This window comes from Streptomyces cyaneus (assembly GCF_004028635.1).
Classification (GTDB): domain Bacteria; phylum Actinomycetota; class Actinomycetes; order Streptomycetales; family Streptomycetaceae; genus Streptomyces; species Streptomyces cyaneus.
Genome location: NZ_ML138678.1, coordinates 1,265,348 through 1,290,014 on the forward strand (window position 1 = coordinate 1,265,348; position 24,667 = coordinate 1,290,014).

A 24,667-nucleotide genomic window follows, 5' to 3' on the forward strand; every position below is an offset into this window, starting at 1 on the left:
GGGGACCATGCCGATACCCGGGACACCCAGCCGCGCCGAGCTCGTCGACCACCTCGTCAGAACCCGTATCGCGGGTGACGTCGCCACTCCCCGCGAGAACAACCTCTCCCACTACCGCAAGCTGGCGAACGGCGACCGCCACTACTGGCTCGGCCTGGAACTCGGCGACCGCTGGACCGACGAGCAGGACGTCCTCGCGGTGATGGCGGAGCGCGTCGGGGTGAACGACGACGCGGAGCACCGCCATGGCCAGGACACCATCGACCCCGAGCTGACGGTGGCCGCCCTGGAGCGCATGGCGGGCCGCCTGCGCAAGGCGGCGGACGGTCAGCAGCGGGTGCTGTTCGCGACCGGCCACCCGGGCGGCCTGCTGGACGTCCACCGCGCCACGGCGGCGGCGTTGCGCACGGCGGGCTGCGAGATCGTCGTCATCCCGGAGGGCCTGCAGACGGACGAGGGCTACGTCATGCAGTTCGCCGACGTGGCGGTCCTGGAGCACGGCGCCACCCTCTGGCACACCCACTCCGGCGAGCCGATGAAGGCCATCCTGACGGGACTTGAGCGCGCGGGCCGTCCGCTGCCGGACCTGGTCGTCGCGGACCACGGCTGGGCGGGATACGCCGGCCAGCACGGGGTGGACTCCGTCGGTTACGCCGACTGCAACGACCCGGCGCTGTTCCTCGCGGAGTCGGAGGGCACGGTGCAGGTGGTGGTCCCGCTGGACGACCACGTCATCAGCCCGCGTTTCTACGACCCGATGACGGCGTACCTGCTGGGCGAGGCGGGCCTGGTCGAGTAGGGGTTGCATTCGCTTCACCGCAGCCCCTCCTGACGCCGCCCTTAGGTCAAGACTTCGTAAAATGGCGCGCATGATCATCGCTGTTGCGCCCGAAGCGCCCGTCGGCGGAGTCGCCGGATGGGCCGCCGACCTGATGGAGAAGCTGGGCGGGCCGGGCGCCGGGCTGGCCATCGCCCTGGAGAACCTCTTTCCGCCGCTGCCGAGCGAGGTGATCCTGCCGCTGGCGGGGTTCACGGCGAGCCAGGGCCGGATGGACGTCGCCGCCGCGGTCGCCTGGACGACGGTGGGTTCGCTGGTGGGCGCACTCGCCCTGTATCTGCTCGGCGCGCTCTTCGGCCGCGACCGGCTGCTCGCGGTGGCGGCGCGGCTGCCGCTGGTGAAGGTCGCGGACGTGGAACGCACCGAGGCGTGGTTCGTCCGGCACGGCACCAAGGCCGTGTTCTTCGGCCGCTTCGTGCCCATCTTCCGCAGCCTGATCTCGATCCCGGCCGGCGTGGAACGCATGCGGCTGCCCATATTCCTGGCCCTCACCGGGGCGGGCAGCCTCATCTGGAACACCGCCTTCATCGCCGCCGGTTACGCCCTCGGCGCCCGCTGGCACGAGGTCACCGACCTGGTGGGGCTCTACTCCAAGGTGTTTCTGGCGATCGTGGGCGTGCTGGCTGTCGGGCTCCTGGGCGTACGACTGTCCCGGGCGCGACGGGGCGCGGCGCGAGGTGAGGCGAGTGAGGCGAGCTGAGGCGAGGTGACGGATGAGCCGTCACCGCGGAATCCGGACCACACCCTCCTGGATCACCGACACCGCCAGTTGCCCGTCCTGCGTGTAGATGCGGGCCTGTCCGAGCCCTCGTCCGCCGTGCGCCGAGGGTGACTCCTGGTCGTACAGCAGCCACTCGTCCGCGCGGAACGGCCGGTGGAACCACATCGCGTGGTCCAGCGAGGCGCCGACCACGTCCCCGACGGCCCAGCCGCCCCGCCCGTGCGCCAGCAGCACCGAGTCGAGGAGGGTCATGTCCGAGACGTACGTGGCGAGTACGACGTGCAGGAGAGGGTCGTCGGCCAGCTTGCCGTTGGTGCGGAACCAGACCTGGGAGTGCGGTTCGCGGGGCTCGCCGAACTTGCCGTACGGCGGCTCGTCGACGTACCGCAGGTCGACGGCCTCGCGTGCCTCGAGGAACCTCTCGAGGATCTCGGGCGCGATGTGGTCGTAGCCGCGCAGCCGTTCCTGGGAGGTGGGCAGGCCGGCCGGGTCGGGCGCGGGCGGCATCGGGGTCTGGTGGTCGAGGCCCTCCTCGTGCGTCTGGAAGGACGCCGACAGGGAGAAGATCGGCCGGCCGTGCTGGACCGCCACCACGCGACGGGTGGTGAAGGAGCGGCCGTCGCGGATGCGCTCGACGGTGTACACGATGGGCGCGCCCGGGTCACCGATGCGCAGGAAGTACGCATGCAGGGAGTGGGCGTGCCGGTCCTCGGGGACCGTACGCCCGGCGGCGACCAGCGCCTGGGCCGCGACCTGCCCGCCGAAGACACGCGGGACGACGGCGGACCGGGACTGGCCGCGAAAGATGTTCTCCTCGATCTGCTCCAGGTCGAGCAGATCGAGGAGATCTTGTAGTGCCTGGCTCATGGCAGACAGTTGTACCCGCCAGTCATTTCCTGGGGTTTCGAGGCCCTTACAGACCCATGTCCTTGGCGATGATCGTCTTCATGATCTCGCTGGTGCCGCCGTAGATGCGGTTGACGCGGTTGTCCGCGTACAGGCGGGCGATCGGGTACTCGTTCATGAAGCCGTAGCCGCCGTGCAGCTGCAGGCAGCGGTCGATCACGCGGTGCGCGACCTCGGTGCAGAAGAGCTTCGCGGACGCGGCCTCGGCGGGGGTCAGCTCGCCCGCGTCCAGCGCCTCCAGCGCGCGGTCGGCGACGGCCTCGGCCGCGTCGACCTCGGCCTGGCAGGCGGCCAGCTCGAACTTGGTGTTCTGGAAGGCGGCGACCGGCTTGCCGAAGACGGTGCGCTCCTGCACGTACTGCTGAGCGAACCGGACGGCGGCCTTGGCCTGCGCGTAGGCACCGAAGGCGATGCCCCAGCGCTCGGAGGCGAGGTTGTGGCCGAGGTAGTAGAAGCCCTTGTTCTCCTCGCCGAGGAGGTCCTCGACGGGGACCTTCACGTCGACGAACGCCAGCTCGGCGGTGTCGGAGGTCTTCAGGCCGAGCTTGTCGAGCTTGCGGCCGACGGAGTAGCCCTCGGACTTGGTGTCCACGGCGAACAGGGAGATGCCGTGGCGGCGGTCCTCGGCGCTGGGCGCGTCGGTGCGGGCGCAGACGATCACGCGGTCGGCGTGCACACCGCCGGTGATGAAGGTCTTGGCGCCGTTGAGGACGTAGTGCGTGCCGTCCTCGGAGAGCTTGGCGGTGGTCTTCATGCCCGCGAGGTCGGAGCCGGTGCCCGGCTCGGTCATCGCCAGCGCCCACATCTCCTCACCGGAGACGAACTTCGGCAGGAACCGCTTCTTCTGCTCGTCGGAGGCGAGCATCTTGATGTACGGCAGGCCGAGCAGCACGTGCACGCCGGAGCCACCGAACTGGACGCCCGCGCGAGACGTCTCCTCGTACATCACGGCCTCGAACTTGTACGAGTCGATGCCGGCGCCGCCGTACTCCTCGTCGACGCGGATGCCGAAGACGCCGAGCTCGGCGAGCTTGTAGTAGAAGTCGCGCGGCGCCTGGCCGGCCGCGAACCACTCGTCGTAGACCGGGACGACCTCGGCCTCGATGAAGGCGCGGATGGTCTCCCGGAACGCCTCGTGATCCTCGTTGAACACCGTACGGCGCACGCCGCCCACCTCCACCGGTACATGTCTAAGCGCTTGCTCACTCAACCGTACCGGCGAGTATCAACGGGCGTCCAGGGGTCAAGGTCCGTAACGCTCGTCACGCTCAGAGCCGTACGTCACCCCGGTGCTCGTAATCCAGCCCGTGCTCGGCGCAGGGCTGCCCCGCATCACGCGGGCAGATCATCGAGTACGCGGCGACCCGCGCCCGGTACACCCGCCACGGCGCCGGCGGGCGCACCTCCGCCAAGGCGAGCTTGCGTCCACCGCGCTCACCGGGGCCCGGAATGACCCGCAGGCCCTCCAGCATCTCGTCGCCCTGCACTTCCACGGCCATGGCGGTCATATACAGCGCACGGGGGCTCGCCGTGCCGACACGCGCGCGTGAGTCGTGGATGACGATCCCGATCCGGGGCTCATGGGCGATATTGCGGGAGTGCGTGACCTCGGGGGACGAGACCCAGTAGAAGTCCCGTCCGTCCTCGGTGGAGTAGTAGACGGGCGAGGCCCAGGGAGCGCCGTCCGAGCCCACGGTGGCCAGCACCATGTACAAGTTCTCGTCGATGATCACACGTGCGGCACTGCGGGTGTCGTCAGCCATACATCCCCCTTGCTCATCCGATCGGAGCCCTACTCCACCCCGGCCGCCCCGAACGCCCCCCGAGCCATCCGGTGCAGCAGCTCCGCCGTGCCCCCCCGCCCCGGCAGCGACCCCGGCCGCCCCAGGTGCGGCGTCGAGTTCAGCAGCCCGAACACCGAGTGCACGGCCGAGCGGGCCGTCGGCTCGGTGAGGTCCGGGTAGACCTCGCGCACCACCTCCACCCACAGCTCGACGTACTGCCGCTGCAGCTGCCGTACGAGCTTGCGGTCGCTGTCGCGCAGGCGGTCCAGCTCGCGGTCGTGCAGGGTGATGAGGGGGCGGTCGTCGAGGGCGAAGTCGATGTGGCCCTCGATGAGGGAGTCGAGGACCGCCTCGGCCGGCACCCCGTCGGCCTCCGCGAGGCGTCGCTTCGCGCCCGTCAGCAGCTGGCCGCTGATGCCGACCAGCAGCTCGGCGAGCATCGCGTCCTTGCCGGCGAAGTGCCGGTAGAGACCGGGGCCGCTGATGCCCACGGCGGCGCCTATCTCGTCGACACCGACGCCGTGGAATCCACGCTCGGCGAAGAGCCGCGCGGCCTCCTTGAGGATCTGTTCGCGGCGGGTCGGGGCGTCGGTTCTGGTGGCCATGCAAGCAATTCTAGACAGGGAGGTTAGCGGTCGTTAACCTGAAGGAAATGCGTTAACGCTCATTAACTGGTGGACCACTGGTGAGGGGACCGCAGGATGCACGAGGCACCGGAGCTTGTGAGCGCGGCAGATCCCGCGTCTCAGGCCTGGCGGGCCAACGAGGAGGCCCATCGGGCGCTGGTGGAGGAGCTGCGCGGCAAGCTCGCCGCCGCCCGGCTGGGAGGCGGCGAGAAGGCACGCGCCCGGCACACCGCGCGCGGGAAGCTGCTGCCCAGGGACCGGGTGGACACCCTCCTCGACCCCGGCTCCCCCTTCCTGGAGCTCGCTCCTCTCGCGGCCGACGGCATGTACGAGGGACAGGCCCCGGCCGCCGGCGTCATCGCCGGGATCGGGCGGGTCGGCGGGCGCGAGTGCGTGATCGTCGCCAACGACGCCACGGTCAAGGGTGGGACGTACTACCCGATGACCGTGAAGAAGCATCTGCGGGCTCAGGAGGTCGCGCTCGACAATCGCCTCCCCTGTCTCTATCTCGTCGACTCCGGCGGTGCCTTCCTGCCCATGCAGGACGAGGTCTTCCCGGACCGCGAGCACTTCGGGCGGATCTTCTACAACCAGGCCCGGATGTCCGGGGCCGGGATCCCGCAGATCGCCGCCGTGCTCGGCTCGTGCACCGCCGGGGGCGCCTACGTCCCCGCCATGAGCGACGAGGCCGTCATCGTCCGCGACCAGGGCACGATCTTCCTCGGCGGTCCCCCGCTGGTGAAGGCCGCCACCGGTGAGGTCGTCACGGCGGAGGAGCTCGGCGGCGGCGACGTCCACGCGCGCGTGTCGGGTGTCACCGACCATCTCGCCGAGGACGACGCGCACGCCCTGCGGATCGTGCGGAACATCGTCGCCACGCTCCCCGCGCGCGGGACCCTGCCGTGGGAGGTCCAGCCCGCCGTCGAGCCCAAGGTCGACCCCTACGGCCTCTACGGCGCCGTTCCCGTCGACTCCCGCACCCCCTACGACGTACGCGAGATCATCGCGCGCGTGGTCGACGGCTCCCGCTTCTCGGAGTTCAAGGCCGAGTTCGGCCAGACCCTGGTCACCGGCTTCGCCCGCATCCACGGCCACCCGGTCGGCATCGTCGCCAACAACGGCATCCTGTTCTCCGAGTCGGCCCAGAAGGGCGCCCACTTCATCGAGCTGTGCGACCAGCGCGGGATCCCGCTGGTCTTCCTGCAGAACATCTCCGGGTTCATGGTCGGCAAGGACTACGAGGCGGGCGGCATCGCCAAGCACGGCGCCAAGATGGTGACGGCGGTGGCCTGCACGCGCGTGCCGAAGCTGACAGTGGTGGTCGGCGGGTCGTACGGCGCGGGGAACTACTCCATGTGCGGGCGCGCGTACTCCCCCCGCTTCCTGTGGATGTGGCCGGGCGCCAAGATCTCCGTCATGGGCGGCGAGCAGGCCGCCTCCGTCCTCGCGACCGTCAAGCGGGACCAGTTGGAGGCGCGGGGCGAGGACTGGCCCGCGGAGGCCGAGGAGTCCTTCAAGGCGCCGATCCGTGAGCAGTACGAGCGCCAGGGGAACGCCTACTACGCGACGGCCCGCCTCTGGGACGACGGCGTGATCGACCCGCTGGAGACCCGTCAGGTGCTGGGCCTCGCCCTGACCGCCTGTGCCAACGCGCCCCTGGGTGAGCCCCAGTTCGGCGTCTTCCGGATGTGAGGGGGACTGTGACGATGACGATGCCGACGACAACGACGACGCCGCAGACCATGTTCGACACGGTCCTCGTGGCCAACCGGGGCGAGATCGCCGTCCGCGTGATCCGCACGCTCCGCTCGCTGGGCGTGCGCTCGGTGGCCGTCTTCTCCGACGCGGACGCCGACGCACGGCACGTCCGGGAGGCGGACACGGCGGTACGGATCGGTCCGGCGCCGGCCGCCGAGAGCTATCTGTCCGTGGAGCGGCTGCTGGAGGCGGCGGCCCGCACGGGCGCCCAGGCCGTCCACCCCGGCTACGGCTTCCTCGCGGAGAACGCCGGCTTCGCGCGCGCGTGCGCCGACGCCGGGCTCGTCTTCGTCGGGCCGCCCGCCGACGCCATCTCCCTGATGGGCGACAAGATCCGCGCCAAGGAGACGGTGAAGGCGGCCGGGGTGCCGGTCGTGCCGGGCTCCAGTGGCAGCGGGCTCACGGACGGCCAACTCGCCGACGCCGCCCGTGAGATCGGCATGCCCGTACTGCTCAAGCCCTCCGCCGGTGGTGGCGGCAAGGGCATGCGGCTGGTGCGGGACGCGGCCGTGCTGGGCGACGAGATCGCCGCCGCCCGCCGCGAGGCCCGCGCCTCCTTCGGTGACGACACGCTCCTCGTCGAGCGGTGGATCGACCGGCCCCGGCACATCGAGATCCAGGTGCTGGCGGACGGACACGGCCACGTCGTCCATCTCGGCGAGCGCGAGTGCTCGCTGCAACGGCGGCACCAGAAGATCATCGAGGAGGCGCCGAGTGTGCTGCTCGACGAGGAGACCCGGGCGGCGATGGGCGAGGCGGCCGTGCAGGCGGCGCGCTCGTGCGGCTACCGGGGCGCGGGCACGGTGGAGTTCATCGTGCCGGGCGGCGATCCCTCCTCGTACTACTTCATGGAGATGAACACCCGCCTCCAGGTGGAGCACCCCGTCACCGAGCTGATCACGGGCCTGGACCTGGTGGAGTGGCAGCTGCGGGTGGCGGCGGGTGAGCAACTGCCGTACAAGCAGGACGACATCACGCTCACCGGGCACGCGGTCGAGGCCCGCATCTGCGCCGAGGACCCCTCCCGTGGATTCCTCCCCTCGGGCGGCACGGTCCTCAAGCTGCACGAGCCCCAGGGCGACGGCATCCGCACCGACTCCGGGCTCAGCGAGGGCACCGAGGTCGGCAGCCTGTACGACCCGATGCTGTCCAAGGTGATCGCATACGGCCCTGACCGCGCCACCGCGCTCCGCAAGCTCCGGGCGGCCCTCGCGCAGACGGTCACGCTGGGCGTGCAGACGAACGCCGGGTTCCTGCGGCGGCTGCTCGCGCATCCTGCGGTCGTCGCGGGTGAGTTGGACACGGGGCTGGTCGAGCGCGTGGTGGACGACCTGGTCTCCACCGACGTACCGGACGAGGTGTACGAGGCCGCGGCGGCCGTGCGCCTGGACGCTCTGCGGCCTAGTGGTGAGGGGTGGACCGATCCGTTCTCCGTGCCGAGCGGATGGCGCATGGGCGGCGAGCCCAGGCCCGTCGGCTTCCCTCTGCGGATCACCGACCCCGTGGAGTACGTCCCGCGCGGCGCCCACACCGTCACGGACGACCGTGTGGCCGTCACCCTCGACGGTGTCCGCCACACCTTCCACCGCGCCGCCCTGCCGGACGGCACCTGGCTGGGCCGCGACGGCGACGCCTGGCACGTGCGCGACCACGATCCGGTGGCCGCCTCGCTCACCGGCGCCGCACACGCGGGCGCCGACTCGCTCACCGCGCCCATGCCAGGGACCGTGACGGTGGTGAAGGTCGCCGTCGGGGACGAAGTGGCCGCCGGGCAGAGCCTGCTGGTCGTCGAGGCGATGAAGATGGAGCACGTCATCTCCGCCCCGCACGCCGGCACGGTCGCCGAACTGGACGTCACGCCCGGCACGACGGTCGCCATGGACCAGGTCCTGGCGGTCGTCGCACCTCACGAGGAGGCGGCGGAATGACAGTCGAGGGTCTCCCCATGGCCGTACCGGCGGCGGGTCTGCCCGCCCGCGTCCGCATCCACGAGGTCGGCGCGCGCGACGGCCTGCAGAACGAGAAGTCGACCGTGCCGACCGAGGTCAAGGCGGAGTTCGTCCGCCGCCTCGCCGACGCGGGACTGACGACCATTGAGGCCACCAGCTTCGTCCACCCCAAGTGGGTGCCCCAACTCGCCGACGCCGAGCAGCTGTTCCCGCTCGTCGCCGGCCTGCCGGTGGACCTGCCGGTCCTCGTGCCGAACGAACGCGGCCTGGATCGGGCCCTGTCGCTGCACGCGACCCGGGTCGCCGTCTTCGCGAGCGCCACCGAGTCCTTCGCGAAGGCCAACCTCAACCGCACGGTGGACGAGGCGCTGGCCATGTTCGAGCCGGTGGTGACGAAGGCGCAGGCGCAGGACCTCCACGTCCGCGGCTATCTCTCGATGTGCTTCGGCGACCCGTGGGAGGGGGCCGTCCCGGTTCCCCAGGTCGTCCGGGTCTGCCGGGCGCTGGTCGACATGGGCTGCGACGAGCTGAGCCTCGGCGACACGATCGGGGTCGCGACCCCGGGGCACGTGACAGCGCTTCTGGCGGCGCTGGAGGAAGCCGGCATCCCGGCGGCAGCTGTGGGTGTCCACTTCCACGACACCTACGGCCAGGCACTGGCCAACACCTACGCCGCCCTCCAACACGGAGTCACCACGGTGGACGCCTCCGCGGGCGGCCTCGGCGGCTGCCCGTATGCCAAGTCCGCCACCGGCAACCTCGCCACCGAAGACCTCGTGTGGATGCTGCGGGGCCTCGGCATCGACACCGGAGTCGACCTCGACCGCCTCGTCGCCACGAGCGCGTGGATGGCCGAGCAACTGGGCCGACCCAGCCCGTCCCGCACCGTACGAGCCCTCTCCCACAAGGAGCAGTGACCAACCATGGACCACCGTCTCTCCCCCGAACTGGAGGAACTCCGCCGCACGGTTGCGGAGTTCGCCCACGACGTCGTGGCGCCCAAGATCGGCGACTTCTACGAGCGTCATGAGTTCCCGTACGAGATCGTGCGGGAGATGGGCCGTATGGGCCTGTTCGGTCTGCCGTTCCCGGAGGAGTACGGCGGCATGGGCGGCGACTACCTGGCGCTGGGCATCGCGCTGGAGGAGCTGGCCCGCGTGGACTCCTCGGTCGCGATCACCCTCGAAGCGGGCGTCTCGCTCGGCGCGATGCCGATCCATCTCTTCGGCACGGACGAGCAGAAGCAGGAGTGGCTCCCGCGTCTGTGTTCCGGTGAGATGCTCGGCGCTTTCGGGCTGACCGAGCCCGACGGCGGCTCGGACGCGGGCGCGACCCGTACGACGGCCCGGCTCGACCCGGAGACCGACGAATGGGTGATCAACGGCACCAAATGCTTCATCACCAACTCCGGCACGGACATCACCGGCCTGGTCACGGTCACGGCGGTCACCGGCCGCAAGCCGGACGGCAAGCCGCTCATCTCGTCGATCATCGTCCCGTCCGGCACCCCCGGCTTCACGGTCGCGGCCCCGTACTCCAAGGTCGGCTGGAACGCCTCCGACACCCGTGAGCTCTCCTTCGCGGACGTCCGCGTCCCGGCGGCCAACCTCCTGGGCGAGGAGGGCCGCGGCTACGCCCAGTTCCTGCGCATCCTGGACGAGGGCCGCATCGCCATCGCGGCGCTGGGGACGGGCCTCGCGCAGGGCTGCGTCGACGAGTCGGTGAAGTACGCCAAGGAGCGCCACGCCTTCGGCCGCCCCATCGGCGCCAACCAGGCCATCCAGTTCAAGATCGCCGACATGGAGATGAAGGCCCACACGGCCCGCCTGGCCTGGCGCGACGCGGCGAGCCGCCTGGTCGCCGGCGAACCCTTCAAGAAGGAGGCCGCGCTGGCGAAGCTGTACTCGTCGACGATCGCGGTGGACAACGCCCGCGACGCGACGCAGATCCACGGCGGCTACGGCTTCATGAACGAGTACCCGGTCGCCCGCATGTGGCGGGACTCCAAGATCCTGGAGATCGGGGAGGGAACGAGCGAGGTGCAGCGGATGCTGATCGCGCGGGAGTTGGGGCTGGCGGGCTGATCCCGTCGCGGCGAGGCCCAACAACCCTTGATTTCAAGGAAGTTGGGCCTCGCGGGCTGAGCGCACATCCCGCACAGCCCGCACACAGCTTCGATCACAAGGGCCCCCACCCCTGGGACATCAGATGAGGTTAGGCTAACCTATCTTCGAATTGTCCGGCCGGTGATCCGCCCTGTTCGAAAGCAGCGTACTCATGTCCAACGCAAGAGCCACCCACCTCACCCGCCGCGGCATCCTCGCCGCGGGTGGCGCCCTCGGCCTCGGTGCCGTGCTCGCGGCCTGCGGAGACGACGACGCGAAAAGCGAGGGCTCCAGCGAGGCCACGACCGCTGCCAAGTCCGGCCCCTGGACGTTCAAGGACGACCGCGGCACCACCGTGAAGCTCGACAAGGTCCCGACGAAGATCGTCGCCTTCGTCGGTGTCGCGGCCGCCCTGTACGACTACGGCATCGAGGTCAAGGGCGTCTTCGGCCCGACGAAGACGCAGGACGGCAAGGCCGACGTCCAGGCCGGCGACATGGACGTCAGCAAGCTGACCGTCTTCGGCAACGTCTGGGACCAGTTCAACGTCGAGCAGTACGCGGCGTTCGCCCCCGAGGTCCTCATCTCCACGACCTTCGACAGCGCCGGCACCCTCTGGTACGTCCCCGAGGCATCCAAGGACAAGATCGCCAAGCTCGCCCCGAGCGCCGCGATCTCCGTCTACGACCGCCAGCTGACCAAGCCGCTGGAGCGGATGTGGGAGCTGGCCGAGTCGCTCGGCGCGGACATGAAGGCCGACAAGGTCGCCCAGTCCAAGAAGGACTTCGAGGCCGCCGCCGAGCGGCTGCGCAAGGCCGCGAAGGCTCGTCCCGAGATCAAGGTGCTGGCCGGTTCCGCCAGCCAGGACATCTTCTACGTCTCCGGCACCAACCTCTCCATCGACCTCGAGTACTTCAAGGCCCTCGGCGTGAACTTCGTCGAGCCGCCGGAGAAGGCCAAGGAGGAGGGCGGCTGGTACGAGACCCTCAGCTGGGAGAACGTCGACAAGTACCCGGCCGACATCATCATGATGGACGACCGGTCCTCGACGATTCAGCCGGCCGACATCACCGAGGCGACCTGGAAGAAGCTGCCTGCGGTGAAGGCCGGGCAGGTCATCGCGCGTTCGCCCGAGCCGATTCTTTCCTACGCCAAGTGCACGCCGCTGCTGACCAGCCTGGCCGAGGCCATCGAGAAGGCCAAAAAGGTCGCCTAAACAAGGGCCACTTGAGGTTGCGGGGCGACTGCGGGCCGGTTGTGGCTGGTCGCGCAGTTCCCCGCGCCCCTGAGGTTGGCACCCCTGACGTCGATTCAGGAGTTACCCCCATGACCACGGCTGTCGCCGCCCCGTTCCGTTTCTTCTCCCTCCAGGTCGTACGGACGAGGCGGCTCGGGCCGTCTCTGGTCCGGGTCACCTTCGGCGGGGACGATCTGCAGTACTTCTTCTCCGACGGGCGTGACCAGTCCCTGTCGCTGTTCCTGCCGCATCCGGGGCAGAGCGAGCCGCAGGTCCCCCTTGAGTTCGGTGACGGCTGGTGGCAGGGGTGGCGTGAACTCCCCGACGACGTACGGGCCGTGATGCGGTCGTACACGCTCCGCGCTCTGCGCCGGAACCCCGACGAGATCGACATCGACTTCGTGCTGCACACCCCGGCCGGCCCCGCCTCCCACTGGGCCTCCCGTGCCGCCGCCGGCGATCGCGTCCTGCTGCTCGGCCCGGCGATCGCCGACAACCGGGCGATCCGGTTCCGGCCGGCCGACGACACCGACCTCGTGGTGATCTGGGGCGACGAGACCGCCGTACCCGCCGTCTCCGCCATCCTCGAATCCCTCCCGGCCGGCACCCGTGCCCGGGTATGGCTGGAGGTGCACGACGCCGGGGACATCCAGGACCTGGAGACCGACGCCGACGCCGAGATCACCTGGCTGGTCCAGGAGGAGGCCGTCAGCGCCATCCGCGCCGCTCAACTCCCGCCCGCCAACCACCCGTACGTCTGGATCGCGGGCGAGTCCGGCTCCGTGAAGGCGCTGCGCCGGCACTTCGTCCAGGAGCGCGGCGTCGACCGTCGCCGGGTCACCTTCGTGGGGTACTGGAGGCAGGGCCTGACGGAGGAACAGCTGCGCGCGCAGGAGTAACTGCCCCTGGCTGCAAGGCGATCGGGCAGCCACTGCGACCACAAGTGACCGTAGTCACCCTTGATGCTGCCCAGATCCAAAGTTAGTTAGGTTAGCCTTGCCTAAGTTGAACCCCGCACTTCACGGCCCGTCCCCACCGGAGGACCTCCCCATGCGCTCGCACCTGCTCAATGACACGACCGCGGAGCAGTACCGCCGCTCCGTGACCGAAGGTATAGAGCGGGTGGCAGCCAAACTCGCCGCCACCGACCGTCCGTTCACCGGCGTCACGGTCGACGCCCTCGCCCCCACCATCGACGCGATCGACCTCGACCAGCCGCTGCTCGACACCGCCGCGGTCCTGGACGAGCTGGAGGACGTCTACCTCCGGGACGCGATCTACTTCCACCACCCCCGCTACCTCGCCCACCTCAACTGCCCGGTCGTCATCCCGGCCGTGCTCGGCGAGGCGATCCTCTCCGCCGTCAACTCCTCCCTGGACACCTGGGACCAGTCGGCCGGCGGCACCCTGATCGAGCGCAAGCTCATCGACTGGACGACCGCCCGAATAGGCCTCGGCGAGAACGCCGACGGTGTCTTCACCTCGGGGGGAACCCAGTCCAACCTCCAGGCCCTGCTCCTCGCCCGTGAGGAGGCGAAGTCCGACAGCCTGGCCAAACTGCGCATCTTCGCCTCCGAGGTCAGCCACTTCAGCGTGAAGAAGTCCGCGAAACTGCTGGGCCTCGGCCAGGACTCCGTGGTCTCCATCCCCGTCGACCACGACAAGCGCATGCAGACCGTCGCCCTCGCCCACGAGCTGGAGCGCTGCCGCAAGGACGGCCTGATCCCCATGGCGGTCGTCGCGACCGCCGGCACCACCGACTTCGGTTCCATCGACCCGCTGCCCGAGATCGCCGAGCTGTGCGAGCAGTTCGGCACCTGGATGCACGTCGACGCCGCCTACGGCTGCGGTCTGCTCGCCTCCGTGAAGTACCGGGGTCGCATCGACGGCATCGAGCGCGCCGACTCGGTCACCGTCGACTACCACAAGTCCTTCTTCCAGCCGGTGAGTTCGTCGGCCGTGCTGGTCCGGGACGCCTCGACGCTCCGCCACGCCACCTACCACGCGGAGTACCTCAACCCGCGCCGTATGGTCACCGAGCGCATCCCCAACCAGGTCGACAAGTCCCTGCAGACCACCCGCCGTTTCGACGCCCTGAAGCTGTGGATGACCCTGCGCGTGATGGGCGCCGACGGCATCGGGCAGCTCTTCGACGAGGTCTGCGACCTGGCGGTGGAGGGCTGGAAGCTGCTGGCCGCCGACCCGCGCTTCGACGTGGTCGTGGAGCCCACGCTCTCCACCCTCGTCTTCCGCTACATCCCGGCCGCCGTCACCGACCCCGCCGAGATCGACCGCGCCAACCTGTACGCCCGCAAGGCCCTGTTCGCCTCCGGCGACGCGGTGGTCGCGGGCACGAAGGTCGGCGCCCGCCACTACCTGAAGTTCACCTTGCTCAACCCCGAGACGACGACCGAAGACATCGCCGCCGTCCTCGACCTGATCGCCGGCCACGCCGAGCAGTACCTGGGAGAGTCCCTTGACCGCGCGTCCTGAAAACCCGACCAGAACCCATGACTTCGTGGGCATCGGGCTCGGCCCGTTCAACCTCGGCCTGGCCTGCCTGACCGAGCCGATCGCCGAACTCGACGGTGTCTTCCTGGAGTCGAAGCCCGACTTCGAGTGGCACGCGGGCATGTTCCTGGACGGCGCCCACCTCCAGACGCCGTTCATGTCGGACCTGGTCACCCTCGCCGACCCGACCTCGCCGTACTCCTTCCTCAACTATCTGAAGGAGAAGGGCCGGCTGTACTCGTTCTACATCCGGGAGAACTTCTACCCGCTGCGGGTCGAGTACGACGACTACTGCCGCTGGGCCGCGAACAAGCTGAGCAGCATCCGGTTCAGCACGACGGTGACGGAGGTGACGTACGACGAAGGGGCCGAGGTCTACGTCGTGAAGACCGCCGCCGGTGAGCTCTTCCGCGCCCGCCACCTGGTCCTCGGCACCGGCACCCCGCCGTACATACCCGAGGCCTGCCAGGGCCTGGGCGGCGACTTCCTCCACAACTCCCGCTATCTGCAGCACAAGGCGGAGCTGCAGAAGAAGGAGTCGATCACCCTGGTCGGCAGCGGTCAGTCGGCCGCCGAGATCTACTACGACCTGCTCAGCGAGATCGACGTCCACGGCTACCGGCTGAACTGGGTCACCCGCTCCCCGCGCTTCTTCCCGCTGGAGTACACCAAGCTCACGCTGGAGATGACGTCGCCGGAGTACATCGACTACTTCCGCGAGCTGCCGGAGCCGACCCGCTACCGTCTCACCGCCGAGCAGAAGGGCCTGTTCAAGGGCATCGACGGCGACCTGATCAACGAGATCTTCGACCTGCTCTACCAGAAGAACCTCGGCGGCCCGGTCCCGACCCGTCTGCTCACCAACTCCTCGCTGAACGGCGCGACGTACGAGAACGGCACGTACACGCTGTCCTTCCGCCAGGAGGAGCAGCAGAAGGACTTCGAGCTCCACTCGCAGGGCCTGGTCCTGGCCACCGGCTACAAGTACGCCGAGCCGGAGTTCCTCAAGCCCGTGCGCGACCGCCTGGTCTACGACTCCCAGGGCAACTACGACGTCGCCCGCAACTACGCCGTCGACGTCACCGGCCGCGGTGTCTTCCTCCAGAACGCCGGCGTCCACACGCACAGCATCACCAGCCCCGACCTGGGCATGGGCCCGTACCGGAACGCGTACATCATCCGCGAGCTGCTCGGCACCGAGTACTACCCGGTCGAGAAGACGATCGCCTTCCAGGAGTTCGCCGTATGAGCATCGGTACGTTCACCTTCCGCCCGCTGGACCCCCTCGAGGACGCCGAGCTCCTGCACGCCTGGGTCACCCACCCCAAGGCCGCCTTCTGGATGATGCAGGACGCGAAACTGGAGGACGTCGAGCGCGCCTACATGGAGATCGCGGCCGACGAACACCACCACGCGCTGCTGGGTCTCGACGAGGACGGCGTGCCCGTCTTCCTCATGGAGAAGTACGACCCCGCCCACCGCGAACTGGTCGGCCTGTACGAACCGCAGCCCGGCGACGTCGGCATGCACTTCCTCACCCCCGCGACCGACACGCCCGTGCACGGGTTCACGCGGGCCGTCATCACCGCCGTCATGGCACACCTCTTCGAGGACCCGGCGGTGCAGCGGGTCGTCGTGGAGCCGGACGTCACCAACAAGGCCGTCCACGCCCTGAACGAAGCCGTGGGTTTCGTGCCCGAGCGCGAGATCCAGAAGCCGGAGAAGAAGGCGCTGCTGAGCTTCTGCACACGTGAGCAGTTCGTGGCCGCCCGAGGAGTAGCCGTATGACCCTGTCCGACGCCGTAGCGCATCTGTCCCCCCACCGCTGGGCGCGGGCCAACCGCCTCCTGATCCGCAAGGCGCTCGCCGAGTTCGCCCACGAGCGCCTCATCACACCGGAGGCCACCGGTGACGGCACGTACGTCGTCCGCAGCGACGACGGCCTGACCCGGTACACCTTCACGGCCACGACCCACGCCCTCGACCACTGGCAGGTCGACGCCGACTCGATCACCCGCCACCGGGACGGGGCCGAACGCCCGCTCGCCGCCCTGGACTTCTTCATCGAACTCCAGAAGTCCCTGGGCCTGAGCGACGAGGTCCTGCCCGTCTACCTGGAGGAGATCTCCTCCACCCTCTCCGGCACCTGCTACAAGCTCACCAAGCCGCAGGTCCCGGTCGCCGAGCTGGCCACGGCCGGCTTCCAGGCCATCGAGACCGGCATGACCGAGGGCCACCCCTGCTTCGTCGCGAACAACGGGCGGCTCGGCTTCGGCATCCACGAGTACCTGTCGTACGCCCCCGAGACCGCGAGCCCGGTCCGGCTGGTCTGGCTCGCGGCACACCGCTCGCGCGCCGCGTTCACGGCCGGTGTCGGCATCGACTACGAGTCCTTCGTACGGCAGGAGCTGGGCGAGGAGACCGTGGAGCGGTTCCACGGCATCCTGCGCGAGAAGGGCCTCGACCCCGCCGACTACCTCCTCATCCCCGTCCACCCCTGGCAGTGGTGGAACAAGCTCACCGTCACCTTCGCCGCCGAGGTCGCCCAGCAGCACCTGGTCTGCCTGGGCGAGGGCGACGACGAGTACCTGGCCCAGCAGTCCATCCGGACGTTCTTCAACAAGTCCAACCCCGAGAAGCACTACGTGAAGACGGCCCTGTCCGTCCTCAACATGGGCTTCATGCGCGGCCTGTCGGCGGCGTACATGGAGGCGACCCCGGCCATCAACGACTGGCTGGCCCAGCTCATCGACAACGACCCCGTGCTGCGGGAGACCGGCCTGTCGATCATCCGCGAGCGCGCCGCCGTCGGCTACCGGCACCTGGAGTACGAGGCGGCGACGGACCGCTACTCGCCGTACCGCAAGATGCTGGCCGCGCTGTGGCGCGAGAGCCCGGTGTCGTCCCTCGGGGACGGCGAAACCCTGGCCACCATGGCCTCCCTGGTCCACGTCGACCACGAGGGCGCGTCCTTCGCGGGCGCGCTGATCGAGCAGTCGGGCCTGACGCCGACGCAGTGGCTGCGCCGCTACCTGCGGGCGTACTTCACCCCGCTCCTCCACAGCTTCTACGCCTACGACCTGGTCTTCATGCCGCACGGCGAGAACGTCATCCTCGTCCTGAAGGACGGCGTCGTCGAGCGCGCGATCTACAAGGACATCGCCGAGGAGATCGCCGTCATGGACCCGGACGCGGTGCTGCCGCCGACGGTCGAGCGGCTGCGCGTGGAAGTCCCGGAGGACAAGAAGCTCCTGTCCATCTTCACGGACGTCTTCGACTGCTTCTTCCGCTTCCTCGCCGCGAACCTCGCCGCCGAGGGAATCCTGGAGGAGGACGACTTCTGGCGCACGGTCGCCGAGGTCACCCGGGACTACCAGCACTCGGTGCCCGAACTCGCCGACAAGTTCAAGCAGTACGACATGTTCGCCCCCGAGTTCGCCCTGTCCTGCCTCAACCGCCTCCAGCTGCGCAACAACAAGCAGATGGTCGACCTCGCGGACCCGGCGGGCGCCCTGCAACTGGTCGGCAACCTGAAGAACCCCATCGCGGGGCGGTCCGGCCCCTCAGCCCGGCGGGCCCCCCCGGAGTACGGTCCTCCGGGGGTGCACGTCTATGCGTCCGGGGCGAGCACGCCCTTCTTTTAGGGGCGCGGGGCTGTGTCAATTTGCGGCTCCGCCGCGGGGCGCGACCAGCCACCACCGGCCCGCAGACGAATCACCAAGGAACCTGCGGCGATCGGTAGTAGATAATGCCCAACGCCTCCCACCGCTCAGCCTGCGCAGCAAGCCGCACCTTGTACCGCTCCCAATCATGAGTGGAAGCCGGCGACCACCCGAGCTCCGCCGCACCGGCCAGCCTCGGAAATGCCATGTACTCGACGTCCGCAGACTTCGTGATCGTCTCCGTCCACAGCGGAGCCTCCACGCCCTTGATCGCCGAAGCAGGCGCCCCGGGAAGGTAGTTGCCCGGATCCCAGTCGTACGACCGCTTCACCTCGACCAGCCCGGCCCAGTCCAGCCCCAGCGGGGTGTCGGCCGTGTACTTCATGTCGAGGTAGATCCGGTCGGCCGGAGACAGGATGACCCCGGTCCCGTTCCGCGCGGCGGCAGCGACCTGCGCCTTCTCCTCGGCACTGGTGCCGTCCAGCCCCCAGTACTGCGCCAGAGCCCCCGGCGAGGGCGTCGCCCCGGTCAGCTGGTGCCAGCCCACCACCGTCTTGCCGTACTTGGCGACGATCGGCTGCACCCGGTCCATGAACTTCACATAGTCCTCGTGGCTGGTGGAGTGCGCCTCGTCACCCCCGATGTGCAGGTACTTGCCCGGCGTGAGCGCGGCGAGCTCCCGGATCACGTCGTCCACGAAGTCGTACGTGATCTCCTTGCCGACGCACAGCGAGCTGAAGCCGACGTCGGTGCCGGTGTAGAGCGGGGGCGCCACGCCGTTGCAGTTCAGCTCGGCGTACGAGGCCAGCACCGCGTTCGTGTGGCCGGGCATGTCGATCTCGGGGACGACCTCCAGGTGGCGGGAGGCCGCGTAACGGACGATCTCCTTGTAGTCGGCCTTCGTGTAGTAGCCGCCGGGGCCGCCGCCGACCTGGGTCGAGCCGCCGTAGGTCGCCAGGCGCGGCCAGGAGTCGACGGCGATGCGCCAGCCCTGGTCGTCGCTGAGGTGCAGATGCAGCTTGTTGATCTTGTAGAGGGCGAGCTGGTCGACGTAGCGCTTGACCTGGTCGACGGTGAAGAAGTGCCGGGAGACGTCGAGCATGGCGCCGCGCCAGCCGTAGCGCGGGGTGTCCTTGATCGTGCCGCCCGCGACCAGCCAGGGACCGGGCTGGACGGAGTCCTTCTCGACGGCCGCAGGGAGGAGCTGGCGCAGGGTCTGAACGCCGTGGAAGAGGCCGGCGGCCCTCGCGGCGGTGATGGTGACGCCCTTGCGGCCGCTGTCGAGGCGGTAGCCCTCGGCGCCGAACGGGCCCTCGGCCAGGCGCAGGTGGATTCCGCCGGCACCGTTGGCGGTGACGGGCAGGCGGTAGCCGGTGGAGGGGCGGAGGACGGTCGCGAGGTACTCGCCGACGCGGCGGGTCTCGCGGGAGTCGTCAACGCGTATGTGTGTGTCGCGGGTGATCCGGTAGGGGGATCCGCTCGGGGCGACCGAGGCGGGCGCGGGGACCACCCGGTCGAGCGGGGTGGGCGACGCCGCCTGCGCGGGGGCGGCCCCGGTCACCGAGGCGCCCATCGCGACCAGCAGCAGGGAACCGAGAAGGCGAAACGTTCTGTGGTGCTGTCTGTGCTGTCCGACACAGCCGACTCTCACAAGCGTGTCCCTTCCATGAGCAGTTGCGCTCCAAGAGGTCTGGACCACTCTCTCGTGAGACGGGTGGAACAATCCACCCCATGGCGGAAATCATCCAGAAGGACGGCACGTGGGTCTTCGACGGCGACGCCCTGAGGCTGACCCCCGGCAGGGACAAGAACGTCAGCCTGTTCCGCAAGACGCTGGGTGAACTCGTCGTCCCCCTGGGCGCGTTGGCGGGGGTCTCCTTCGAGCAGGGCAAGAAGGCCGGACGGGTGCGCCTGCGTCTGCGCGACGGCGCCGACCCGCTGCTGCACGCCACGGGCGGCCGGCTCACCGAGCCGAACGACCCGTACCAGCTGATCGTCGAGTCCGACCGCTACGGCGTCGCCGAGTACTTCGTGGACGAGGTCCGAGGCGCCCTGCTCCTCGACGAGGTCCCCGCCGGCCCGGTCGACGAGTACCTGCTGCCGGGCCCTTCCCTGCCGCTGTCGGTCTCCGCCGGTGACGGCACCGCCAGCTTCGACGGCGACCACGTCCGCCTGGAGTGGAACTGGAAGACGGAGGACGCCAAGGCCGCCGCCGGCAGCCGCTCCCTCACGCTGACCGACATCGCGGCCGTGGAGTGGCATCCGGCGGCGGGCCTGGAGAACGGCCACCTCCGCTTCACCGTCCGGAACGCGCCCACCAAGGCCCCGCCCAAGTACGACCCCAACTCGGTGGAACTGTGGGGCTTCAAGAAGGACCCGCTGATGGCCCTGATCGCGGCGGCGGTCCAGGCCCGCCTCCCGCACCCGGCCAGGGCCGGCGCCACGGACGTACAGGACGGGCGACCGGAGCTGCCTTCCGCTCCGGTCGCGTCCGCCGAGGACGGCCACGACGCCCTCCTGCGCCGCCTGCGCGAACTCGGCGAGCTGCGCCGCACGGGCGTGCTGACGGACGAGGAGTTCACGATGGCCAAGCAGGCGATCCTCAAGCGGATGTAGAACCCGTCACAGGAACCGCTTCGGACTTCTTCGACTACTTCGACTACTTCGACTACTTGGCCCTGCGCGCCACCGTGAAGTGGTCGATCCGGTCACCGGTCTCGGCGATGCCCGACACCTTCAGCTTGGCGTAGTGACCGCGCGCCGCGGGCTCGACGTCCACCCGCAGGAACGAGTAGTTGAGGTAGCGCACCCGGGACCAGGCGACCGTCTCGTTCTGCTTGCCGTCCTTGAGGTTGACGAACGAGGCCACGGAGTCCTGCTCGTGCTCGTGTCCCTCGTACGAGTCCGGCGCGGTGAACGCGTACAGGCTGCGGCCCGCGGCACCCGCCGTCACGTACACCACGCCTTCGGTCTCGGGGTACGCCGTGCCACCGATGGGCAGCTTCTTGGCGACCTCGTTGCCCTTGATGACGTCGGTGCGCTCGTACTGGTGGTTGTGGCCGTTGATGACGAGGTCGACCGTGTACTTCTCGAACAGCGGCACCCACTCCTGTCGCACGCCGCCTTCCGAGGCGTGCGCCGTGGAGGTGCAGTACGCGCAGTGGTGGAAGAACACGACGACGAAGTCGATGTCCTTGGCCGCCCGGTACTTCTTCAGCTGCGCCTCGAACCACTTGGTCTGGGTGCCGCCGGAGATGCCGAGGTTGGCCGGGATCTCGAAGGAGACGTCGTTCGGGTCCAGCGAGATGATCGCCGTGTTGCCGTGGACGAAGGAGTAGACGCCCGGCAGGTTCTTCTTGTCCGGCCCGTTGTCGGGGAGCGTGAAGCGGGCCTCCTCGCCGCCGTAGCCGTTGGGCGAGTACCAGGCCTCCATGTCGTGGTTGCCGTAACTCACCATCCACGGCACGGACTTGGCGACCGACTCGGTCTGGGCGAGGAACTGGTCCCACACCCGCGAGTCGAAGCCCGTGTCCGCCGGCTTGCCGGCGCCGGACGGGTCGGCGTACGCGATGTCGCCGGCGTGCAGATGGAAAGCCGGGTTCTGGCCGAGGAGCAGGCTGTCGTTGGCCAGGCCGTGGTAGCTGACGCCTTGGTCGCCGAAGGCGGTGAAGGTGAAGGGCGCCTTGTGGGCGGGGGCGGTGGTGAAGGTGCCCAGGGTGCCGAGGAGGTGCGGCTCGGCGGGGTCGAAGCCCGCGTGGCCGACGCCGTAGTAGTACGTCCGGCCGGGGCGCAGGTGGGTCAGCTTGGCGTGGACGTAGTACTGGGTGTGGTCGGCGCTCGCGCCGACGCCGGCCGGGGTGTGGAGGGTGCGCACTTCGGCCTCGATCTTGCGGGAGAGGTCCCAGGGGTGCGCGCCGATGCGGATGAACGGCTTCTTCACGGCGACCGGGACCTGCCAGGAGACGGTCATCTCGGTGCGCGGGTCGTTGCCGTAGGCGAGGTGGCGGCCGAAGGGGGCGACGAGGGCGCCGTCGACGGTCTCGGTGGCCGGGGCGGTGTGCTGTGTCGGTACGGCGGCCTGTGCGGTGGCGCCCGGTACGAACGCGCCACCCGCGACGGCGCCCAGTGTGACGGCGCCGCCTCTGATCATGCTGCGCCGCGAGAACTTGGAGCGCAGATATTCGTGCTGCTCGGCCATGCTCATGCGCTCGGCGAGCTGCTCGGGTACTCCCATGCGAGGAATGTCCATGGCGACTGAAACTCGTCCCCTCAGGCGACGAACCGCAAGACGCGGGATGGACAGCTCGCGAACAGGCACTCATGAGAGATTCAATGTTCGGCTAAGGATTATCCACAGGCGCGTGCCCGAAATCGGGCAGGTTTCTTGCGAAACCGTCGCCGGTACCCCAGGATCTACCGGGTGCACGACGAACTTGTTGATCATCTGACGCGGTCCACGCCCCTGAGCCGGGGCGAGGCGCTGCGCGTGATCCAGGACGTGCTCGCCTACTTCGACGAGACGACCGAGGACTACGTCCGTCGCCGCCACCGCGAGCTGCAGGCCCAGGGTCTGGTGAACGCGGCGATCTTCGAACGGATCGAGGCGGACCTCAAATACCGGGCGGTGGCACCGCCGGAGCTCACGCTCAGGCAGCTGCGCCGCATCGTCTACGGCTAGGAATACCTATATATGTGCGGAATCGTCGGATACATCGGGAAGCGTGACGTGGCGCCCCTGCTGCTGGAGGGCCTGCAGCGCCTGGAGTACCGCGGCTACGACTCGGCGGGCATCGTCGTGACGTCCCCGAAGGCGGCGGGCCTGAAGATGGTCAAGGCCAAGGGCCGGGTCCGTGACCTGGAGGCCAAGGTCCCGGCGCGCTTCAAGGGCACGACCGGCATCGCCCACACCCGCTGGGCCACCCACGGCGCCCCCTCCGATGTGAACGCCCACCCGCACATGTCGGCCGACCTCAAGGTCGCCGTGGTCCACAACGGCATCATCGACAACGCCTCCGACCTGCGCCGCAAGCTGGAGGCGGACGGCGTCGAGTTCCTCTCCGAGACCGACACCGAGGTCCTCGTCCACCTCATCGCCCGCTCCCAGGCGGAGAAGCTGGAGGACAAGGTCCGCGAGACGCTCCGCGTCATCGAGGGCACGTACGGCATCGCCGTGATGCACGCCGACTTCAACGACCGCATCGTCGTGGCCCGCAACGGCTCCCCGGTCGTCCTCGGCATCGGCGAGAAGGAGATGTTCGTCGCCTCGGACATCGCCGCGCTGGTGGCCCACACGCGCCAGATAGTGACGCTGGACGACGGCGAGATGGCCACCCTCAAGGCCGACGACTTCCGCACGTACACGACGGAGGGCACCCGTACGACGGCGGAGCCCACCACGGTCGAGTGGGAAGCGGCGTCCTACGACATGGGCGGCCACGACACCTACATGCACAAGGAGATCCACGAGCAGGCCGACGCCGTGGACCGCGTCCTGCGCGGCCGCATCGACGACCGCTTCTCCACCGTGCACCTCGGCGGCCTCAACCTGGACGCCCGCGAGGCCCGCCAGATCCGCCGCGTGAAGATCCTCGGCTGTGGCACCTCGTACCACGCGGGCATGATCGGCGCCCAGATGATCGAGGAGCTGGCCCGCATCCCCGCGGACGCCGAGCCGGCGTCGGAGTTCCGCTACCGCAACGCGGTCGTCGACCCCGACACCCTGTACATCGCCGTCTCCCAGTCGGGCGAGACGTACGACGTCCTGGCTGCCGTCCAGGAGCTGAAGCGCAAGGGCGCGAGGGTCCTGGGCGTCGTCAACGTGGTCGGCTCGGCGATCGCCCGAGAGGCGGACGGCGGCATCTACGTGCACGCGGGCCCCGAGGTCTGCGTCGTCTCGACGAAGTGTTTCACCAACACCACGGTGGCCTTCGCCCTGCTGGCCCTGCACCTCGGCCGCACCCGCGACCTCTCGGTCCGCGACGGCAAGCGCATCATCGAGGGCCTGCGCAAGCTCCCCGCCCAGATCGCCGAGATGCTGGAGCAGGAGGAGGAGATCAAGAAGCTGGCCCAGGAGTACGCCGACGCCCGCTCGATGCTCTTCATCGGCCGCGTCCGGGGCTACCCGGTCGCCCGCGAGGCTTCCCTCAAGCTCAAGGAGGTCTCGTACATCCACGCCGAGGCCTACCCGGCCTCCGAGCTCAAGCACGGCCCGCTGGCCCTGATCGAGCCCGCCCTCCCCACGGTCGCGATCGTCCCCGACGACGACCTCCTGGAGAAGAACCGCGCCGCCATGGAGGAGATCAAGGCCCGCAGCGGCAAGATCCTCGCGGTGGCCCACCAGCCCCAGGAGAAGGCCGACCAGACGATCGTCGTCCCGAAGAACGAGGACGAGCTGGACCCCATCCTGATGGGCATCCCCCTCCAACTCCTCGCCTACCACACCGCATTGGCACTCGGCCGGGACATCGACAAGCCGCGCAACCTCGCAAAGTCGGTAACGGTCGAGTAGAGGCCTTTTGGTCTTTTGGTCTTTTGATCTTTAGGGGCGCGGGGAACTGCGCGACAAGCCCC

Annotated in this window: 20 protein-coding genes and 1 pseudogene; 15 read left to right on the top strand and 6 right to left on the bottom strand. The window is 69.3% G+C overall.

Translation table 11 applies throughout. The features are described 5' to 3' along the window. Window positions 1–7 precede the first annotated feature (7 nt). Both EHO50_RS05610 and EHO50_RS05615 read left to right on the top strand, forming a co-directional pair. The gene (locus EHO50_RS05610) at window positions 8–799 is read left to right on the top strand and encodes a phosphatase (protein ID WP_128428643.1); all 792 of its coding nucleotides are present in this window, start codon (window positions 8–10) and stop codon (window positions 797–799) included. Window positions 800–932: 133 nt separating this feature from the next. Further along, complete coding sequence (locus tag EHO50_RS05615; RefSeq protein WP_128428997.1) at window positions 933–1,538, top strand: VTT domain-containing protein; 606 nt, start codon at window positions 933–935, stop codon at window positions 1,536–1,538. A gap of 21 nt (window positions 1,539–1,559) precedes the next feature. Here the strand turns inward: EHO50_RS05615 and tesB are convergent, their stop codons facing one another. From tesB to EHO50_RS05635, 4 genes are all read right to left on the bottom strand, one after another. Further along, window positions 1,560–2,426, bottom strand: coding sequence for an acyl-CoA thioesterase II (gene tesB / locus EHO50_RS05620; RefSeq protein WP_128428644.1), 867 nt, complete (start codon window positions 2,424–2,426; stop codon window positions 1,560–1,562). A gap of 46 nt (window positions 2,427–2,472) precedes the next feature. Then, complete coding sequence (locus EHO50_RS05625; RefSeq protein WP_128428645.1) at window positions 2,473–3,630, bottom strand: acyl-CoA dehydrogenase family protein; 1,158 nt, start codon at window positions 3,628–3,630, stop codon at window positions 2,473–2,475. A gap of 103 nt (window positions 3,631–3,733) precedes the next feature. Then, window positions 3,734–4,228, bottom strand: coding sequence for a pyridoxamine 5'-phosphate oxidase family protein (locus EHO50_RS05630; RefSeq protein WP_128428646.1), 495 nt, complete (start codon window positions 4,226–4,228; stop codon window positions 3,734–3,736). A gap of 29 nt (window positions 4,229–4,257) precedes the next feature. Further along, window positions 4,258–4,854 (bottom strand): SACE_7040 family transcriptional regulator, encoded by a 597-nt coding sequence (locus EHO50_RS05635; RefSeq protein WP_128428647.1) that lies wholly within the window; start codon window positions 4,852–4,854, stop codon window positions 4,258–4,260. Between the two features lie 96 nt (window positions 4,855–4,950). On the opposite strand from EHO50_RS05635, the gene EHO50_RS05640 reads away from it, so the two are divergent. The 10 genes and pseudogenes from EHO50_RS05640 to EHO50_RS05685 all read left to right on the top strand — a co-directional run. After that, window positions 4,951–6,567 (top strand): carboxyl transferase domain-containing protein, encoded by a 1,617-nt coding sequence (locus EHO50_RS05640; protein WP_128428648.1) that lies wholly within the window; start codon window positions 4,951–4,953, stop codon window positions 6,565–6,567. Between the two features lie 50 nt (window positions 6,568–6,617). Continuing rightward, window positions 6,618–8,561: an acetyl/propionyl/methylcrotonyl-CoA carboxylase subunit alpha gene (locus EHO50_RS05645; RefSeq protein WP_128428998.1), complete on the top strand. Its 1,944-nt coding sequence runs from the start codon at window positions 6,618–6,620 to the stop codon at window positions 8,559–8,561. Continuing rightward, on the top strand, window positions 8,558–9,499 hold the full coding sequence (locus EHO50_RS05650; RefSeq protein WP_128428649.1) for a hydroxymethylglutaryl-CoA lyase: 942 nt from the start codon (window positions 8,558–8,560) through the stop codon (window positions 9,497–9,499). The genes EHO50_RS05645 and EHO50_RS05650 overlap by 4 nt, the downstream gene beginning before the upstream one ends. Before the next feature lie 6 nt (window positions 9,500–9,505). Beyond that, on the top strand, window positions 9,506–10,666 hold the full coding sequence (locus EHO50_RS05655; protein WP_128428650.1) for an acyl-CoA dehydrogenase family protein: 1,161 nt from the start codon (window positions 9,506–9,508) through the stop codon (window positions 10,664–10,666). A gap of 193 nt (window positions 10,667–10,859) precedes the next feature. Then, the gene (locus EHO50_RS05660; RefSeq protein ID WP_128428651.1) at window positions 10,860–11,903 is read left to right on the top strand and encodes an ABC transporter substrate-binding protein; all 1,044 of its coding nucleotides are present in this window, start codon (window positions 10,860–10,862) and stop codon (window positions 11,901–11,903) included. Window positions 11,904–12,013: 110 nt separating this feature from the next. After that, a complete protein-coding gene (locus tag EHO50_RS05665) occupies window positions 12,014–12,823 on the top strand; it encodes a siderophore-interacting protein (RefSeq protein ID WP_128428652.1) in 810 nt (269 codons plus the stop codon). 151 nt (window positions 12,824–12,974) lie between these two features. Beyond that, complete coding sequence (gene desA, locus EHO50_RS05670; protein WP_128428653.1) at window positions 12,975–14,417, top strand: lysine decarboxylase DesA; 1,443 nt, start codon at window positions 12,975–12,977, stop codon at window positions 14,415–14,417. Beyond that, window positions 14,401–15,684, top strand: coding sequence for a lysine N(6)-hydroxylase/L-ornithine N(5)-oxygenase family protein (locus EHO50_RS05675; protein ID WP_128428654.1), 1,284 nt, complete (start codon window positions 14,401–14,403; stop codon window positions 15,682–15,684). Before desA ends, EHO50_RS05675 begins: the two co-directional genes overlap by 17 nt. Then, window positions 15,681–16,223 (top strand): GNAT family N-acetyltransferase, encoded by a 543-nt coding sequence (locus tag EHO50_RS05680; RefSeq protein ID WP_128428655.1) that lies wholly within the window; start codon window positions 15,681–15,683, stop codon window positions 16,221–16,223. Before EHO50_RS05675 ends, EHO50_RS05680 begins: the two co-directional genes overlap by 4 nt. After that, window positions 16,220–17,989, top strand: a pseudogene (locus EHO50_RS05685) (IucA/IucC family protein); the annotation flags it as partial. The gene EHO50_RS05680 and the pseudogene EHO50_RS05685, both read left to right, overlap by 4 nt. Before the next feature lie 160 nt (window positions 17,990–18,149). On the opposite strand, the gene EHO50_RS05690 reads toward EHO50_RS05685, so the two are convergent. After that, on the bottom strand, window positions 18,150–19,670 hold the full coding sequence (locus EHO50_RS05690) for a beta-N-acetylhexosaminidase (RefSeq protein ID WP_246101027.1): 1,521 nt from the start codon (window positions 19,668–19,670) through the stop codon (window positions 18,150–18,152). Window positions 19,671–19,828: 158 nt separating this feature from the next. Here EHO50_RS05690 and EHO50_RS05695 point away from each other — a divergent pair, with 158 nt between their 5' ends. Then, complete coding sequence (locus EHO50_RS05695; RefSeq protein ID WP_128428657.1) at window positions 19,829–20,713, top strand: DUF4429 domain-containing protein; 885 nt, start codon at window positions 19,829–19,831, stop codon at window positions 20,711–20,713. Between the two features lie 52 nt (window positions 20,714–20,765). Here EHO50_RS05695 and EHO50_RS05700 read toward each other — a convergent pair whose 3' ends face one another. Then, entirely contained in the window at window positions 20,766–22,331 is a 1,566-nt protein-coding gene (locus EHO50_RS05700) for a purple acid phosphatase family protein (protein ID WP_128428658.1), read from the bottom strand. A 186-nt stretch (window positions 22,332–22,517) separates the two neighbouring features. Between EHO50_RS05700 and EHO50_RS05705 the strand changes: the two genes are divergently transcribed. Both EHO50_RS05705 and glmS read left to right on the top strand, forming a co-directional pair. Continuing rightward, window positions 22,518–22,775 (top strand): hypothetical protein, encoded by a 258-nt coding sequence (locus EHO50_RS05705; protein ID WP_055521645.1) that lies wholly within the window; start codon window positions 22,518–22,520, stop codon window positions 22,773–22,775. 12 nt (window positions 22,776–22,787) lie between these two features. Next, window positions 22,788–24,605 carry a glutamine--fructose-6-phosphate transaminase (isomerizing) gene (gene glmS, locus EHO50_RS05710; RefSeq protein ID WP_128428659.1) on the top strand — a complete coding sequence of 606 codons (1,818 nt, stop codon included), beginning with the start codon at window positions 22,788–22,790 and terminating at the stop codon, window positions 24,603–24,605. The last annotated feature ends 62 nt before the right edge of the window (window positions 24,606–24,667 follow it).